The 16,302-nt window shown below is 51.1% G+C and carries 16 protein-coding genes; 11 read left to right on the top strand and 5 right to left on the bottom strand.

The annotated features are described in order from the left end of the window. Window positions 1-116: 116 nt before the first annotated feature. The gene (locus CEK71_RS06125; RefSeq protein ID WP_088618559.1) at window positions 117-788 is read right to left on the bottom strand and encodes a cysteine hydrolase family protein; all 672 of its coding nucleotides are present in this window, start codon (window positions 786-788) and stop codon (window positions 117-119) included. A 382-nt stretch (window positions 789-1,170) separates the two neighbouring features. Here CEK71_RS06125 and CEK71_RS06120 point away from each other — a divergent pair, with 382 nt between their 5' ends. Next, window positions 1,171-1,893 carry a GntR family transcriptional regulator gene (locus CEK71_RS06120; RefSeq protein ID WP_088618558.1) on the top strand — a complete coding sequence of 241 codons (723 nt, stop codon included), beginning with the start codon at window positions 1,171-1,173 and terminating at the stop codon, window positions 1,891-1,893. Between the two features lie 41 nt (window positions 1,894-1,934). Here the strand turns inward: CEK71_RS06120 and CEK71_RS06115 are convergent, their stop codons facing one another. The 4 genes from CEK71_RS06115 to CEK71_RS06100 all read right to left on the bottom strand — a co-directional run bounded on the left by CEK71_RS06115 (window position 1,935) and on the right by CEK71_RS06100 (window position 6,195). Beyond that, window positions 1,935-2,294: a dimethylsulfonioproprionate lyase family protein gene (locus CEK71_RS06115; RefSeq protein ID WP_088618557.1), complete on the bottom strand. Its 360-nt coding sequence runs from the start codon at window positions 2,292-2,294 to the stop codon at window positions 1,935-1,937. Between the two features lie 73 nt (window positions 2,295-2,367). Next, entirely contained in the window at window positions 2,368-4,146 is a 1,779-nt protein-coding gene (gene atzF / locus CEK71_RS06110) for an allophanate hydrolase (protein WP_088618556.1), read from the bottom strand. 53 nt (window positions 4,147-4,199) lie between these two features. After that, window positions 4,200-4,880 carry a biuret amidohydrolase gene (gene biuH, locus CEK71_RS06105; protein WP_088618555.1) on the bottom strand — a complete coding sequence of 227 codons (681 nt, stop codon included), beginning with the start codon at window positions 4,878-4,880 and terminating at the stop codon, window positions 4,200-4,202. 460 nt (window positions 4,881-5,340) lie between these two features. Beyond that, window positions 5,341-6,195, bottom strand: coding sequence for a hypothetical protein (locus CEK71_RS06100; RefSeq protein WP_088618554.1), 855 nt, complete (start codon window positions 6,193-6,195; stop codon window positions 5,341-5,343). A gap of 358 nt (window positions 6,196-6,553) precedes the next feature. Here CEK71_RS06100 and CEK71_RS06095 point away from each other — a divergent pair, with 358 nt between their 5' ends. The 10 genes from CEK71_RS06095 to CEK71_RS06055 all read left to right on the top strand — a co-directional run bounded on the left by CEK71_RS06095 (window position 6,554) and on the right by CEK71_RS06055 (window position 16,298). Continuing rightward, window positions 6,554-7,858 carry a hypothetical protein gene (locus CEK71_RS06095; protein WP_088618553.1) on the top strand — a complete coding sequence of 435 codons (1,305 nt, stop codon included), beginning with the start codon at window positions 6,554-6,556 and terminating at the stop codon, window positions 7,856-7,858. A gap of 32 nt (window positions 7,859-7,890) precedes the next feature. Further along, window positions 7,891-9,195, top strand: coding sequence for an urea ABC transporter substrate-binding protein (gene urtA, locus CEK71_RS06090; RefSeq protein WP_088618552.1), 1,305 nt, complete (start codon window positions 7,891-7,893; stop codon window positions 9,193-9,195). A gap of 134 nt (window positions 9,196-9,329) precedes the next feature. After that, window positions 9,330-10,976: an urea ABC transporter permease subunit UrtB gene (gene urtB / locus CEK71_RS06085; protein ID WP_088618551.1), complete on the top strand. Its 1,647-nt coding sequence runs from the start codon at window positions 9,330-9,332 to the stop codon at window positions 10,974-10,976. A gap of 47 nt (window positions 10,977-11,023) precedes the next feature. Then, a complete protein-coding gene (gene urtC / locus CEK71_RS06080; RefSeq protein ID WP_088618550.1) occupies window positions 11,024-12,118 on the top strand; it encodes an urea ABC transporter permease subunit UrtC in 1,095 nt (364 codons plus the stop codon). Further along, window positions 12,115-12,936, top strand: coding sequence for an urea ABC transporter ATP-binding protein UrtD (gene urtD / locus CEK71_RS06075; RefSeq protein WP_088618549.1), 822 nt, complete (start codon window positions 12,115-12,117; stop codon window positions 12,934-12,936). The genes urtC and urtD overlap by 4 nt, the downstream gene beginning before the upstream one ends. After that, window positions 12,936-13,718: an ABC transporter ATP-binding protein gene (locus CEK71_RS06070; RefSeq protein WP_088618548.1), complete on the top strand. Its 783-nt coding sequence runs from the start codon at window positions 12,936-12,938 to the stop codon at window positions 13,716-13,718. The genes urtD and CEK71_RS06070 overlap by 1 nt, the downstream gene beginning before the upstream one ends. A 70-nt stretch (window positions 13,719-13,788) precedes the next feature. Next, window positions 13,789-14,502, top strand: a complete 714-nt coding sequence (locus tag CEK71_RS06065) for a hypothetical protein (RefSeq protein WP_088618547.1) — start codon at window positions 13,789-13,791, stop codon at window positions 14,500-14,502. A gap of 119 nt (window positions 14,503-14,621) precedes the next feature. Then, window positions 14,622-15,194 carry a HupE/UreJ family protein gene (locus tag CEK71_RS06060; RefSeq protein ID WP_232463773.1) on the top strand — a complete coding sequence of 191 codons (573 nt, stop codon included), beginning with the start codon at window positions 14,622-14,624 and terminating at the stop codon, window positions 15,192-15,194. A 41-nt stretch (window positions 15,195-15,235) separates the two neighbouring features. Then, window positions 15,236-15,364, top strand: coding sequence for a hypothetical protein (locus CEK71_RS23885; protein ID WP_269766609.1), 129 nt, complete (start codon window positions 15,236-15,238; stop codon window positions 15,362-15,364). A gap of 79 nt (window positions 15,365-15,443) precedes the next feature. Further along, window positions 15,444-16,298 carry an urease accessory protein UreD gene (locus CEK71_RS06055; protein ID WP_088618545.1) on the top strand — a complete coding sequence of 285 codons (855 nt, stop codon included), beginning with the start codon at window positions 15,444-15,446 and terminating at the stop codon, window positions 16,296-16,298. Window positions 16,299-16,302: the final 4 nt, after the last annotated feature.

Raw genomic sequence — 16,302 nt, 5'->3', positions numbered from 1 at the left:
TTATCTGCTTGTTGCAAAATTCCTGAAGCGAGAATTTCTCGGCCCGGGGTTCCAAGTTGGAGCTTAGGCATCTTGGCTGGGGGTTAATTGGGCGGCGGTACTGTCGTGCGGGTGTTTTATCCGGCCATTGCCGCTAAAATACGTTGGGAATCCGTCACCCAACCAAATATCCCGCCTTGTGCTTTGATCATCCGTAAGCCGATTTCGTGAAATTCGGGGTTATAAGAGCCGCAGCAATCACCGGGTACGAGGCAACGGTAACCCCGGTCATTGGCTTCGCGTATGGTGGTGTGCACACAGACTTCGGTGGTTACGCCGCAAACAATCAGGTCTGCAATGCCGTTGGCTTGCAAAATGGCTTCAAACTCGGTCGCATAAAACGCCCCTTTGCCGGGCTTGTCGATGACGGGTTCGCCCGCTTGCGGATAGAGAGCCGGGATAATGTCTTGCCCTGGCTCGCCACGGATCAAAATACGCCCCATCGGCCCCATTTCCCCTATGCGGACACTGGGATCGCCACGTTCCACTTTGGCCTTGTGGGCATCGGACATATCGGGGAGATGGCCTTCACGCGTATGGATGATCAACAGGCCTTTTTGCCTTGCCGCACGGAGTAAGGCTTTGCAGGGTTCAATGGCGGCTGACAATAAGGCAACATCATTGCCTAGGGATTCGCCAAACCCGCCCGGTTCAAGAAAATCCCGCTGCATATCAATGATGACAATAGCTGTTTTGGCTAGCTCAATGGTGATGGCTTCGGGTTCGGCATCAATTTCAATGGTTTGCATAACGGATCTCTGCATGGTAGGGAAGATGGCAGGTAAAATGCAACTATGTATACAACAAAGCAAGTCCCATACCTATTAGATAAACTGCCGCACATTTCTTGCAAGTTATTGTAAATAATTCGTAATTTCTAAAAATAAAAGGAGGGTAAGGATTTGATGGCGGAGTAAGCCTGCACAATTTCTGGTCAATAGGGTGTAAAAAGCGGTAATTTTGCACATCAATGTCGCACTTCTGGCTTAGGCAGGTTTTTCGGGGCACTTCAATATTCGGTGGTCGGATGTTATATACTCACCTATTAGGGCGCATAATAGGGCGACCTCTTAACTTTATTGATCTTTTGGGCATTGCTGGCAGATGCCTCTATTTTTACTAAGAACTGACATGACGACAGCAAAAGGCGCGGCTGCGCAACACATTTATGAGAAACTTCGTAACATGATCCTGAATTTTGAAGTTCAGCCCAATTCGCGTTTGACCGAAACCGAGTTGGCTAACTATTTTAATGTCAGCAGAACACCGATTCGGGAAGCCTTGCAGCGTTTGGCAAACGAAGGGTTGATTACCATCCGTCCCAAACAAGGCTGTTTTGTGCGGTCTATGGATTTGGAGGAATTTACCGATTACTACCAAATCCGCGTCAGTCTGGAAATGTTGTCGTTAGAATTGGCTTGCACCAATATGTCGGATGAGGCGTTAAAAAATTTGTGTAAAGTCTGGGAACAAGACACCGCCGAAGATGATGAGGGCAAAGCGGAGCGGGTAGCCGGCCTAGATGAGGCGTTTCATATCAAGCTGGCCGAAGGCGGCGGCAATCAAGCGTTAATGAAATTGCTGATCGACATCAACAACCGCATCCGCATCGTCCGGCGTTTGGATTTTACCGATCAGGAACGCATCAGGAAAACTTACGAAGAACATTACCGCATCCTCCAATATTTGTTAAAACGCGACATCCAAGCCGCGAAAAATGAAATGCTGCGCCATATCAAAAAAAGCGAAGAGTTCAGCAAAATGCTGACGATCATCCGCATGGGCATACGCAAAAATAACAGTTTTCCATTTGCGGCCGTTAAGCCAGCGGAAAGTGGGGTGGCGTTTGATTGATGTTATTAGGATAGGCTCTTTGTGGGCATATCCTAACAAATTTAATCGCCAATAAACTGCACGGGCTTATGCCAATGCACCAAAACCAAACAACCGTCTTGGCTACTGACGCTATGTTGGGAGCCTTCGGGGTTATAAATGTAGCTGCCGGTCGCATAGATGCCCCGTTCGTCTTGTTGCGAACCGGACAGCACATAAATATGCTCGTCGCCGATATGCCGATGCAGGGGGACACAAGCGGCGGGTTGGTAACGGATCAGGCCGACACTGTAGCCGCTGTCGGTATCTTCGAATAAGGTACGCAACACTACGCCTTCGCGCAGTTGCCGCCAGTCCGCACTATCGCCTTCAATCATTTCGGGGGATAGGGTGAATGGTAGGGGAGTTTTTAGATGGGTCATGATAGCCTTGTCAGTAAGAAAGGGAATGGCTTTTTGGCGGTTTTTTTAAATTATAAGCCTTAATTTGCCTGCCTTACGCCTTATTTTGCAAATAATTCCGCCAGCCCCCAAACTGGGTAATATCAACCGATTTATCTAACGGATAAGGCTCGCATAAAAAACCATATTCCCAACTGCCATCCAGCATTTCCACCGAGCCGATGCACAGCGGACTTTTGATGTTGCTGATAAAGTTTGCCCAGTTTTCTTTGGGCAGCTCCCATATTTCTACGTCGATGCTTTGGCCAGCGTGGTCGTCGCGGACTAAACCGGGGCGTTCCGGTGGGGCAATGGCTAGGGCGTAAAGCCGATATTTAGCGGCGGTGCGGGTGCTTGCGTAAAAGCGGGCGCCTAAATTCAGCAATTGCGGATTTAGCGGTAAACCCTGCAAGTGTGCGCCGCAGACGGCTAGGCGTTGGTAGCGCGAGTTACTGGGTGTGGGCGGTTGCCCGCTGATGCCCGCAAAGCGTTTGGCAATGGTCAGCAAACGGTTATCAGATAAGGCGGTTGAGAACAGGGTAATGCCAAATGGTAGCCCGTTGGCGTAAAAATCGGCGGGTATCGCAACGGCGGCCAAGTCCAGCAGGTTCATATAATTGGTGTAGTAGCCGAGATTGCTGTTGAGGCGGATCGGGTCGGCTAGCACGTCTTCGATACGGTAAATGCGCGGTGCGGTCGGTACAACAATGCAGGATAAGCCTTGTAATAGCGTCGTGGTTTGACGTTTGAGTTGTTGCAAGCGATGCAGCGCATCAAAGGCGGCGATGGCGTTTTTGGTTTTTGCCGCCGCTAAGATTTCCAAGATGACCGGATGCAGTTGTTCAGGATGGGTCTCGATAAACGGGCGGATACCCGCATAACGCTCGGCAACCCACGGGCCTTCGTAGAGTAACGCCGCCGCTTCCAGAAACGGTTGGAAGTCGATTGCCACGACTTCGCCCAAGGTTTGTAGCTTGGCGACGGTTTGGGCAAATAAGGCTTGGCTTTCCGCGTCACCAAAAAAATTGAGCTGTTCCGGTTTGGGTACGCCAAAGCGCAGTTTGGCGGTTGCGGTGAGGTCGGCGGCCAACAACTGACGGTCACTACGCGCATAGCTGTCGTGGGCATCGTAAGCCGTGACGATGTCCAGCAGGTACTCTGCCTCGGCGAGGGTGGGGCTGAAAATCGACACGCAATCCAAACTTTTACAAGCGGGGACAACACCGCTGCAACTGAGTAAGCCACGGGTAGGTTTTAAGCCGACAATATTATTGAAGGCCGCTGGGACGCGCCCGGAACCGGCGGTATCTGTGCCTAAGGAAAAACTGACGATACTTAACGCTACCGCCACCGCTGAGCCGGAACTGGAGCCGCCGGAAATGTAGTCAGGATTGAGGGCGTTTTTGCAAATACCGTAAGGTTCTGGTGAGCGGGTGCCGGTCAATCCGGTGGCAAATTGGTCCATATTGGTTTTGCCGATCAGCACAGCGCCTGCATCAAGCAGCCGTTGCACCGCAAACGCCGATGTTGCGGGCAGGTAGCTGAAACCCGGACAGGCGGCAGTGGTCGGCAGTCCGGCGCAATCAATATTATCTTTGACAGCAAAGGGGATGCCATAGAGCGGCAGGTCATGCGGATTTAAGCCTTCGAGCTTTTTCGCCTGCGCCATCAACGTACTTTCGGCGTACAGGCTAATCCAGATATTGTGGTTTTTAAAATCCTTAACCCGTGCTAAGGTTTGCCGGATCACTGCCGATACCGTGGTTGTGCCGTCCAGATAGGCTTGTCTTAAGGAAAATAAATCCAAGGGTAAACAATCAGTCGATGTGTTCAAAATGATGTTCTCTGCGCTTAGGCGGTGATTAGGCTAGGTTGATGGGGATAGTGTTACGACACTGCCGCAATAAAGCTTGCCGAATCCGCGACTGCGCCAAACACCCCGCCTTGCATTTTTATCATATTCAGTGCCGCCTGATGGTTGCCAGGGTCGGTCGCCGCACAACAATCCGCCAGCAATAGGCATTCATAGCCACGGTCATTGGCATCGCGCATCGTAGTATGCACACAGACATCGGTGGTGATGCCCGTTAAGACGATATTTTCTACGCCAAGATTGCGCAATAACAAATCCAAGTCGGTGGCGTAAAACGAGCCTTTGCCCGGTTTGTCGATAATCGGCTCGCCGGGTAGGGGGGCGAGTTCCGGGATAATTTCCCAGCCCGGTTCGCCACGCACCAATATCCGTCCGCAAGGGCCGACATCGCCGATACCCGCGCCAATTTGGCGGCTGCGCCATTGCTTATTCTTTGGCAAATCCGCTAAATCTGGCCTATGGCCTTCGCGGGTGTGGATAATGTGAAAACCCAGTTTGCGGCAGGTTTCCAGCACACGGCCTATCGGCCCGATAGGGGCGCGTGTCAGTGCGATGTCGTAACCCATTTTATCGACATAACCGCCTTCGCCGCAAAAATCGAACTGCATGTCGATGATAATCAGGCAGGTGTTTTCGGGCCGTAAATCGCCGTTGTAAGGGTAAGCGTAAGGTGTGCTGGTGACGTATCGGTTCATAGTGTGGTCTCATGGGTAGAGGTAAGCCCGCCAGATAGGCAGAAACTGGCGGCGTAACCGTTGCTTGTTGGGCGAAACGTGTTGTTATGCCTGCAAAGCGATGGGCAGGATAATTCTTGCCCGCCATTGTTGCATACAACAATAAATGCATTATCAATGCCAAATGGAGGGGTGCCTGTTAACGGAATTAAAATCATGCTAATGCGCAGTTAAAGCGGTGCTTGACGGGGATATTGGTGCAAACGTGGGGCTAGATTTTGGTTGATATAGGTGCAAAGAAAGGATTTTTGCACTGGATTGGCCCGTACGGGGAGGCAACCGATGGATAAGGGTCGGGTAAGGTTCTGCGTGGTGTTATCGGAGCCGGAGTAAAAACAGGTTTTTTTACTCCGGCTCCCCATGGCATTTAATTGTAGAGGTGGAGGGTAGGGCATTTTGCCCTAGTGCTTAAGCGGCTATGTTATTGCCGATCATAGCCAAATTTTATAATCACAGGTGTGCCTTGGTTATGGATGATGACCTGTTTACGGGTTTCTTCGGGTTCTACTGCTGGCGCAGGTAAGGCGGCGGCGGGAGTTGGTGAAGCCATGGCTTTAGGGGCGGTAGCCATAGGTAAGGTCGTGGCAGGAACCGGCGGAGCAATAGCCGCAGGGGCGGCTATGGGTAAGGGCGCGGTAGGTAAGCTTTCTGCTTTGGGTTGGAGCGGCGGAATGGGTACGGTTTCTATTTGTACGCTCGGCATCCAGGTTGGCTGGGTGGCGGTTGCCGCCGCTTGCGCGGCAGTAGCTGGCGGTAAAAATTTCAAGCTATCCAGTAGATCAAAACACACGCTGCTGATGTTATCGGCTAAGGTTTCCTGCAATTTTTGGCTGCTGATTGAGGCGGGAGGTGCGGAAAAAGTCATTGCCAATTGCTCTGCCTGCTTAGGGTTGGCGTTAGCTTCTAAACGGCATTGGATAGGGGTGACATAGGCTTTTTGGAAACCTGGAGCGCGTGGGTCGGAGTTGCCGCTAGTGAAAGAAAATCCCACGGGAGTTTGATCGTATTTGCTGTCGCCAATTTCGACGGTTAAGGTATGCGTGTACGTTTGCCCGTTTCCGGTCTGGAGCGGAAAACGCCATTGGCTAAGGTTGGCAATGACGGCGGTACGCAACGCTTTGGTATCGGATAAGCCTAACTTAATGAGCGGTTGCTGGTTCAGTTGCAGATCAATCGCTTTGATCGCCGGTTTGTCCAGCGGTTCGGCGCTGACATTTACGCCCCCTATCAAGCCGAAAATGAGCGGCAAAAGCAAGATCGGTGTGGGTGTTTTCATGTGCGGGTTCCTATGGAAAGCTGGGGGTCGGGTTAAGCTTGGGCAGAAAGGCGCTAGTGTAACCTGACAGTATTTGCATAGCATACCGGATACACGCACGGGTTGGAAATACCGCTACACCGCCCTATCCAAAGACGCTGTATTGCCCATTTTCCGTTGTAACACGCGCTACGATTGCTGGCAGCTACTGTATAAATCCTCCGGTTTTTCCGATATACGTCATTTAACTTATGAGTCAGATGACGCATTGTGCAATATCCGCATAAGCCAAATAATCTCTACCAGCCGTATCGCATGGCTACATCAAGTGCCGCTTGATGTATCAATCAACGCAAGCTTAAGATCAAAGGGGCTTAACATGAACAATTCAAGCAAGCATTTAGCAAAAATCCGTCAGGTCGGATGGTTGCCAATGGTGACTTTAACGGCTTTGGTGGCAGGTCATTCATCCGTATCCGAAGCTGGAGCAACGTTTAAAATTGATGATACCAAATGGATTAGTCTCGGGTTGGGGATGAGAACCAGTTTCTCGGCAGCTGAAGATAAGGCGGGAAATACGGGTGGCGATCCCAAATGGTCGACCGATTTCACGCTGAACAACCTCCGTTTGTATACAAACGGTCAAATCCATAAATATATCAAATTTACCTTTAACACGGAATGTCCGGGTTGTAATGGTCACGATAAAGCGGATATCCAGGTTTTGGACGGTATTGTCCAGTTTGAATTTAATCCCTACACCAATATCTGGGCGGGTCGGCAACTGGTGCCTGAAGGCCGTCTGGAAATGAACGGGCCATTTTACAGTGCGACCTATGAACCTTTTAAAGCCCCTTTCGAACCTTCTGATGCCAGTATTCAGGGTGTGATACCGGGAATGGATGCCGGTACTTATGGCCGTGATGAAGGTGTCAACTATTGGGGTGCGGCTTTGGACGGCCATTTGAAATATGTGTTTGGTGCCTTCCAGGGCTTAAAACACAATAAGACGGGCGCTAATGCCGATGGCAATCTGCTTTATGGTACCCGTATTGCCTATAACATACTAAATGCCGAAAAAGCACCCGGTTATTATTCTGGCGGTACGGCGTATGGCGGCGATGGTGATGTACTTACCTTCGCTGGTTTTGCCCAATATCAAGAAGATGGTGCAGGAACTGCCGCCAACGCTGGCAATTTCCTCCTGGCAGGTGGTGATGTTAAGTTTGAAAAAGTGCTGCCTAATAATGGCGTACTGACGATCAATACCGAATATAAAAACTTTGGCATTGATTATCACCACGGCTCTCCTGGTGCCAATGATCCGACCACTTTCTATGTCGGCGGCGGCGGCGGCGGTCTGACGAACGGATTCCAAGGTGACTCTGTCACCGGCAACCTGCTCTATCTGATTCCCCAAAAGGTGTGGGTAGGCCAATTCCAACCTTATATCATGTACACCCAAGTTAATACGCGCCAAGGTTATTCTGTTGGTGGTGTTAATGTTAAGCAAGACCAAAGTGAATATGAAGCCGGCATGAACTATATCATTGATGGCCATAATGCCCGTGTCTCCTTGTTATGGCAAGGCGGTGATTTATCCGGTGGTGGCGCAATTTATAACCCCAATGCCAACGGTACGTTTGTCAATGCGATCAAGCTTGGCGTTCAGGTGCAAATCTAATCTCATCGGTATAAATGTTAAGGAACAAGAACATGTTTAATACAATTGCAAATAAGTTCGCAAAGAAACGGCTTTTAGCGCCTATCGCCGCTGCGGCGATAGCCTTTTTCCCCGCCGCACACGCCGAAGACACCATTAAAGTCGGCGTGTTGCACTCCCTATCCGGCACAATGGCGATCAGCGAAACCACGCTGAAAGACACGATGCTGATGCTGATTGACGAGCAAAACAAAAAGGGTGGTTTGCTGGGCAAAAAACTGGAGGCGGTGGTGGTTGACCCGGCTTCTAACTGGCCTTTGTTTGCGGAAAAAGCCCGCGAGTTGCTGACTAAGGATAAGGTCGCGGCGATTTTTGGTTGCTGGACTTCGGTATCGCGCAAATCCGTGTTACCAGTCATTGAAGAACTGAACGGCATTCTATTTTATCCGGTGCAATACGAAGGCGAAGAGTCGTCAAAGAACGTTTTTTATACCGGGGCGGCGCCTAACCAACAAGCCATTCCGGCGGTTGATTATCTGATGAACGATTTAGGCGTTAAGCGTTGGGTCTTAGCGGGTACGGACTATGTGTATCCGCGCACCACCAATAAGATTTTGGAAGCCTATCTGAAATCGAAAAAAGTGGCGAAGAAAGACATTATGATTAACTACACGCCGTTCGGCCATTCCGATTGGCAAAGTATCGTTGCTGATATTAAGAAGTTCGGCTCGACTGGCAAGAAGACTGCTGTAGTGTCGACCATCAATGGCGACGCGAACGTACCGTTCTATAAAGAGTTGGGCAACCAAGGCGTATCGGCGGAAAACATTCCGGTCGTGGCTTTCTCGGTCGGTGAGGAAGAGTTGTCAGGTATCGATACCAAACCGTTGGTCGGCCATTTGGCGGCTTGGAATTATTTCATGAGCGTTGACACCACCAAAAACGCAGGCTTTATCAAGCAATGGCATGAGTATATCAAGAATCCGAAACGGGTGACTAACGACCCGATGGAAGCGCATTACATCGGCTTCAATATGTGGGTGAAAGCGGTTGAAAAAGCCGGGACTACCGATCCTGATGCTGTTCAAAAAGCCATTATCGGTGTGGAATCCCCCAACTTAACCGGCGGTATGGCGAAAATGTTGCCTAACCACCATATCAGCAAACCGGTGTTAATCGGCGAAATTCAGGATGACGGCCAATTTGTCACCGTTTGGCAAACCAATAAGCTGATCGACGGTGATGCTTGGTCGGATTATTTGCCGGAAAGCAAACCGATTATTGCCGACTGGACCCCACCTATCAATTGCGGTAACTACAATACCAAAACCAAAAAGTGTTCCGGCCAAAACTATTAAGTTTGTCCGCTTAGCTTATAAAGTGCCGGTTGCGCCGCCTTAGTGCGGCGCAACCGGCTCACCCGCCCCAACAGCACAAGCCTAACCATTGGCAGGGGTAAACGGCCTGTTGTTACCCTGATAAGGAAAATACGATGAACATCCCTCCATTAACGCGCTTCCATCATGTGCTTGCGGTGCTGATGCTGGTATTTTCGCTGGCGGCGCACAGTGACCCCATTACCGCATCACAGCCTTGGCTGGATGCTTTAAATAGCCTTAAGCAAGGCTCCATGCCGGAGCGCGAACAGGCCATTATGCAGCTTGCCGAGATAAAGGACGCGCATAATTTGGCAATTTTGCAAGCGTTGCTGGATGGCCGATTATTTACCACCAAGACCGATACCAAGCTGGTTATCGGCATTGATAACCATCAGGGATTTGACATCAGCGATGCCGTCAGCGGTGCCGCCTTAGGGGCGGTTGACCATGATGCCCTGAGCAAAATCAATTTAACCAACAAAATGCGCGGCACGTTGCGCAAAATTATCGGCGAATTGGAATTAAGCGCGGATGACCCGGCGGTGCGGTTAGCGGCAGTCAAGGCCATGGCAAAGGAGGCTGATGATAGGGTCTTGGATTTGTTGCGCAGCCGCGCCGATAAGGAAGCTGATCCGGCGGTTAAAGAAGCCATTAAGGTGACGCTGTTATTGCAGGATATGGATAGCCCAGATAAAGCCACACGGATTATGGCGATAGAGGCTTTAAAGGCCAAGAATAACCAAGAGGTGGTCAACCGCCTGAATGCGATGGTGGAAAAGGACGAGAGCGGCGAGTTTGTCGAGCCGGATGAGGACATCCGTAATTTGGCGAAAGCCGCCTTGATTAATATCAATAACCGCCTGCAACTGTACAGCTCGGTAGAAACGGTGTTTTTCGGCCTCAGCTTAGGGGCAGTGTTAGTGTTGTCGGCAATTGGCTTGGCGATCACCTTTGGGGTGATGGGGGTCATTAATATGGCGCACGGCGAGTTGATGATGCTGGGCGCGTATACCACTTATGTCATGCAACAACTGATGCCCAACCATTTGGGCATTTCGGTGTTGCTGGCTATTCCCGCCGCTTTTGTCATTTCTGCTCTGGTCGGCATTGCCATAGAGCGGGGCATTATCCGTTTCTTGTACGGACGGCCTTTAGAAACCTTGTTGGCGACCTTTGGCGTAAGTTTGATCTTGCAACAAAGTGTGCGTTCGATTTTTTCGCCGTTAAACCGCAGTGTTGCCACGCCTGAATGGATGAGCGGCTCGTGGCAGATCAATGATTTTTTGTCATTGACGTGGAACCGTTTTTACATTTTGGTGTTTTGTTTGCTGGTGTTTGTGCTGCTGTTGCAAATCCTCAAACGTACCCGTTTAGGCTTGGAAGTCCGCGCCGTGGCGCAAAACCGCAAGATGGCTAAGGCAATGGGCATACCCACGGCGCGGGTCGATGCCATGACCTTTGGCTTAGGTTCCGGTATTGCCGGGGTGGCTGGGGTGGCCTTAAGCCAAATCACCAATGTCGGCCCCAATCTGGGGCAGGCTTATATTGTCGATTCGTTCATGGTCGTGGTGTTCGGCGGGGTCGGCAATTTGCTCGGCACCTTGGTGGCGGGTTTCTCCTTAGGGATAGCCAATAAGTTTTTGGAGCCGTTTGCCGGGGCCGTGTTGGCAAAGATTTTGGTGCTGGTGTTTATCATTTTATTTATCCAGAAACGTCCGCGTGGCCTGTTTCCGCAAAAGGGCAGGGCGGCGGATTCTTAATATTGACTATGTGTTATCCCAAATAAGGTTCTGAATAAGGTTTTGATATGAAATTATTAACATTAGCAAGCCAGGATAAAACCTGCACCACCGTGTTGATGGCCTTGGCGGCGGTGACGTTTATCATCCCGCTATGCAATCTACTGACCCCCGCCGATTCGCCGCTGCATTTTTCTGCTTATACGGTGTCGTTAATCGGCAAATATTTGACCTTTGCCTTATTGGGCATGTCCTTGGATTTGGTCTGGGGCTATTGCGGCATTTTGGCGCTCGGTCACGGGGCGTTTTTCGCGCTGGGCGGTTATGCGATGGGCATGTACCTAATGCGGCAAATCGGTACGCGCGGCGTGTACGGCGACCCGTTATTGCCGGATTTTATGGTGTTCTTGAATTGGAAAGAGTTGCCTTGGTATTGGCTCGGTTTTGATCATTTCGGCTTTGCCCTGCTGATGGTGCTGTTGGCACCTGGGATATTAGCGTTTGTGTTCGGCTGGTTGGCGTTCCGTTCGCGGGTTACGGGCGTGTATTTGTCGATTATCACCCAAGCCCTGACTTACGCGCTATTGTTGGCCTTCTTCCGTAATGAAATGGGTTTTGGCGGCAACAACGGTTTGACCGACTTTAAGGATATTTTAGGCTTTAACATCCAATCTGAAGCGGTGCGCTCGGTGCTGCTGTTCCTGTCCGGTTTTTCTTTAATCGGCGCATTTTTGTTGTGCCGCTGGATAGTCAACACCAAACTGGGGCGGGTCGTTACCGCAATCCGTGACCAAGAGTCGCGGGTGCGGTTTTTAGGTTATCGGGTGGAAATGTTCAAGTTATGGATTTTCGTCTTTGCCGCGATGCTGGCAGGCGTTGCCGGGGCCTTATATGTGCCGCAAGTCGGTATTATCAACCCCAGCGAATTTACCCCGCTCAATTCCTTGGAAATTGTCGTCTGGGTGGCGATGGGCGGACGTGGCACCTTATATGGGGCGATTATCGGCGCGGTGGTGGTCAATTACGGCAAAACGGTGTTGACGGGATTAATGCCGGAAATCTGGCTGTTTACCTTAGGTGCGGTGTTCATCGTCATCACCTTATTATTGCCTGATGGTATCGTCGGCCTGTTGCGGCGGAAATTACAGGAGCAACACGCATGAAAACCTTTGCGGAAAATTTGTTTGGTGAAGATGATAAGTTGAAGTCTTCTGTTTTGGCGGATGGCGAACTGGACACCCGCCATGGGCCGATTTTGTATATGGAAGATGTCAGCGTCAGTTTTGACGGCTTTAAGGCCTTAAATAAGCTATCGCTCTACATTGATGCGGGTGAGCTGCGCTGCGTGATTGGCCCTAACGGCGCGGGTAAAACCACGATGATGGATGTGATTACCGGCAAGACCCGCCCGGATGTGGGATCGGTATTCTTTGGGCAAACCATTGACTTGCTAAAAATGGACGAACCGGCTATTGCCCAAGTAGGGATTGGTCGGAAGTTCCAAAAACCCAGTGTCTTTGATGCCTTAACTGTATTTGAAAATTTGGAATTGGCTTTAAAGGCCGATAAGCGGACATGGCAGACCTTATTTTTCCGGTTGAGCGGCGAACAGCGCGACCGTATCGGGGCAGTGCTGGAGACGGTTGGCTTGAGCGCGTTTGCTAAGGAGCGGGCGGGTATTCTCTCGCACGGGCAGAAGCAATGGCTGGAAATCGGCATGTTATTGATGCAGGAACCGAAAGTCATGTTGGTGGATGAGCCGATAGCGGGCATGACCCATCAGGAAATCGAGCGCACCGCCGAGTTGCTGTTATCGCTGCAAGGCGAGCGTTCTTTAGTGGTGGTCGAGCATGATATGGAGTTTGTCCGCTCGATAGCGAAAAAAGTCACCGTCTTGCATGAAGGTACGGTGTTGACCGAAGGCACGATGGACGAAGTACAAAACGACCCGCGCGTCATTCAAGTTTATTTGGGGGGCTAATGCTAAAAATTAACGCATTGCAACAATATTATGGCGAAAGCCATACCTTGTGGGATTTGGATTTGGACGTGCCGGCGGGCGCGTGTGTCTGCCTGATGGGACGTAACGGTGTCGGTAAAACCACCTTGCTGAAAGCCATTATGGGTTTGATTCCGGTCCGGGGCGGTACGATCACCTTGGACGGCGAAACGCTGGGCGACGGTAAGGCGGAAAAACGCGCCGAACTGGGTATCGGTTATGTGCCGCAAGGACGGGAAATCTTTCCGTTATTGACGGTGGAGGAGAACCTGAAAACGGGTTTGCGTGCCGCTAGCAAGCACGGCATTAAAAAAGTCCCTGACCATATCTATGACATTTTTCCGGTCTTAAAACAAATGCTCAGACGGCGCGGCGGCGATTTGTCCGGTGGCCAGCAACAGCAATTGGCGATAGGCCGCGCTTTGGTGCTGAATCCGCGCTTGTTGATTTTGGACGAACCCACCGAAGGCATCCAGCCGAATATCGTCAGCGAAATTGGTGATGTCATTATTCGCCTCAACCGCTCACGCGGTACGCCGTTGCCGATGCCTAAGCCTAATCCCAATGATTTGGGTGAAGTGCATCAGGCGATTAACAAAATTAACCAAGAATTGGGGGTGACAGTGTTACTGGTCGAACAGAAACTGCCGTTTGCCAAGAAAGTGGCGGATAGGTTTTGTATTATGGATAGGGGGCGCACCGTGGCGACCGGGGCGATGGAGGCGTTGAGCGAGGGGATGGTTAAGCAGTATTTGACGGTTTGATGGGTGAGATTATTCTTTTTCTGCCTTATTAGTGGTAGTGTGTGCTGAGTCAGCTAATCAGGCAGTCACTATGGATTTCACAACGTTATTAGGTAAGAGGGCAGTAGGTCACGCCCAAGCAAAAGATTATTGCGATTGGGCGGAAGATTTATTGCTTCAATCCATTGAATCAGAAAGTATTGCGATATTAGCCAGCTTAGGGGTGGAGCGCTCACCCGACATTTATGAGGTCAGGGCATACTTTGAAAAGTGTGTGGCGGAACTGGGTTGGACTATTCCAGAAGAGAAGCTTGCGATTCTTGACTATGCCAAAAGCCTTTGTACACAGCTGTGTAATGGTACGCTTAAACCTAGGATTGGCCTGGGACACTTGCAATGTTTTTGGGATTTTGCCGATGATAACCCGCTTTATGGTATCTGGTATGATCTGGATGAGGATATTTGTTGGCTTGAACAAGGCGAGCAATACTTTTGGAATGCCTGTTTAGCCCAAGAAAACAGTGATGGCTTCATCATTAAGGTGGCAAAGCAGTTTCTTGAGCTTTGTGAACTTGACCTGCCTGATAATTTTTTAAGGTTAAGCCTTTGTACTGAATGTGGCCATATCGGCATGGCCAGACAGACGAAACGGGAAAAATCTTGGTTGTCCGTTAAGCTGTTTAAGCTTATTTATGGCCGATGGCCGACGAGGTCGCGTTGGGTCTGTAGCCAATGTGCCGAATCTTGTTTACTCGCCTTGTCGGATTATGAGGGTCGGCAGCGGTTTCTTACCGGACAATGTTAATGGAGCGTGGGATAAGGCAACGTTTTTCTTCGTATACAGGATACCTTTCGTGGTAAATTTTACTGTTTGCAGATTCCAATTCGGATATGTCCATAAATAATGAGGAAGCTCTAATGAAAATGAACAAATCACTACTTATTACCAGTTTATTATTGTCCGCTTTGCCTGTCCATGCCCATACAGGCGTAGGGGCAGTGCATGGCCTGTTGGCGGGGGCGTTACACCCTTTGCTGGGCATAGACCATGTTTTGGTGATGCTGGCGGTTGGCCTGTGGGCGGCTTTGCGCGGCGGGAAGGCTTTGTGGCAATTGCCGTTGGCGTTTTTGATGGCAATGGGCGCGGGGGCAGGCTTGTCTATGCTGGGTCTCACTATTTCGGCAGCGGAAACGGCGGTGGCGGGTTCGGTGTTGATGGCTGGCCTATTGGTCTGGCGTAACACGCGCATGTCATCGGCTTTGGCGATGGCGGTAGTGGCGGTTTTTGCCCTTGCCCACGGTTACGTCCATGCGTTAGAACTGACGGATAGTGCCGATGCTTTGGGTTATGCGGCAGGGTTTCTGCTGACTACGGCGGCACTGCATGGCTTGGGTTTGGCGGCGGGCGTGGTTGCGGCGGCGCGGGTTAAAATGTTGGCGGCGGGTTTTGGTTTGGTTTGTGCCGTGGTTGGCGTGGGGTTGTTGGCTGGAGTTTGATGCTATGCCAGAGGAATAGGTATTATTGATGAACCCTTATTATGGAAGCTGACTTCGATGATTGGTATGGCCTTTATGCTGCCCTTGATTTTAGCGAGGCCAAGCCTGTTGTCGATATTCCGGCTTTGGCACAATTGCAAGCTGAGCAGAACGGTAACGCTTGTACCTAAGCCCGCCTAAATAATCTTGCTGACGGACTATTTTCCGATGCTTCTGCCTTAATTACGCCTACATAACGGTCACACCCTTTTGAAACCCGATACCCTACAGGATACCCCCTTTCACCTAAACCCCCAGCCCAACCAAGGTTGGCAAGCCCGTTTGGCATTGGGTTTTGCCCATCGGCATGGCAAAACTGTTCTGGCGGAGCGTCGCCATAGCGGCCCGTTAACGGTGCAACGGCCTTTTTATCCCGAAGGTGAGGTGTGCCATTTGTATATTTTGCATCCGCCGGGCGGGGTGGTGGCGGGCGATTGTTTGGCGATTTCGGTGGCGGCGGCTAGCGGTAGCGCGGCGTTGGTGACGACCCCGGCGGCGGGTAAGTTTTACCGTAGCGATGGGGAACTGGCGCGGCAACAAGTGGTGTTGACGGTAGCGGCGGGTGCGGCTTTGGAATGGTTGCCGCAGGAGACGATTGTTTATGAAGGGGCGCGGGTAGCGACCGGGGTACGCTTGGAGTTGGCGGCGGGGGCGCGGTTTATCGGTTGGGAAATTCTCGCCTTCGGCAGGCCTGCCGCTAATGAAGGGTTTAACCTAGGCGAAGTGGCGATGAATTGGCACATTTTCCGCGCGGGCCAGTTGTTTTACCGTGAACGTTTGCTGATAGACGCGCAAGCGTTTGCCGCCCAGTGGGGTTTGCAGGGGCAGTCGGCCTGTGGTACGTTGTTCGCCTATCCGGCGACGGCGCAACAGTTGGCGGCGGTGCAGGCGTTGATTGGCGAGACTGCCGGGCAGGGCGTGACCTTAATAGACGATGTGTTGGTCTGCCGCGCTTTAGATAACCGCGCCGACCGTTTGCGGGATTTTTTCCAGCAGGTTTGGCGTGTCTTGCGTCCTGGGGTGCTGGGGCGCGAGGCTTGTGCGCCGCGCATTTGGGCGACTTGATTTT

The organism is Methylovulum psychrotolerans, assembly GCF_002209385.1.
GTDB lineage: Bacteria > Pseudomonadota > Gammaproteobacteria > Methylococcales > Methylomonadaceae > Methylovulum > Methylovulum psychrotolerans.
This window is presented reverse-complemented; position numbering and strand designations above follow the sequence as displayed.

Coding starts and splice junctions, on each gene's coding strand:
- CEK71_RS06125 (WP_088618559.1), bottom strand. CDS start 788: ATGCAAACCATTGAAATTGATGCCGAACCCGAAGCCATCACCATTGAG.
- CEK71_RS06070 (WP_088618548.1), top strand. CDS start 12,936: ATGCTAAAAATTAACGCATTGCAACAATATTATGGCGAAAGCCATACC.
- CEK71_RS06095 (WP_088618553.1), top strand. CDS start 6,554: ATGAACAATTCAAGCAAGCATTTAGCAAAAATCCGTCAGGTCGGATGG.
- urtD (WP_088618549.1), top strand. CDS start 12,115: ATGAAAACCTTTGCGGAAAATTTGTTTGGTGAAGATGATAAGTTGAAG.
- CEK71_RS06060 (WP_232463773.1), top strand. CDS start 14,622: ATGAACAAATCACTACTTATTACCAGTTTATTATTGTCCGCTTTGCCT.
- urtB (WP_088618551.1), top strand. CDS start 9,330: ATGAACATCCCTCCATTAACGCGCTTCCATCATGTGCTTGCGGTGCTG.
- biuH (WP_088618555.1), bottom strand. CDS start 4,880: ATGAACCGATACGTCACCAGCACACCTTACGCTTACCCTTACAACGGC.
- urtC (WP_088618550.1), top strand. CDS start 11,024: ATGAAATTATTAACATTAGCAAGCCAGGATAAAACCTGCACCACCGTG.
- CEK71_RS06100 (WP_088618554.1), bottom strand. CDS start 6,195: ATGAAAACACCCACACCGATCTTGCTTTTGCCGCTCATTTTCGGCTTG.
- CEK71_RS23885 (WP_269766609.1), top strand. CDS start 15,236: ATGGAAGCTGACTTCGATGATTGGTATGGCCTTTATGCTGCCCTTGAT.
- CEK71_RS06065 (WP_088618547.1), top strand. CDS start 13,789: ATGGATTTCACAACGTTATTAGGTAAGAGGGCAGTAGGTCACGCCCAA.
- urtA (WP_088618552.1), top strand. CDS start 7,891: ATGTTTAATACAATTGCAAATAAGTTCGCAAAGAAACGGCTTTTAGCG.
- CEK71_RS06120 (WP_088618558.1), top strand. CDS start 1,171: ATGACGACAGCAAAAGGCGCGGCTGCGCAACACATTTATGAGAAACTT.
- CEK71_RS06115 (WP_088618557.1), bottom strand. CDS start 2,294: ATGACCCATCTAAAAACTCCCCTACCATTCACCCTATCCCCCGAAATG.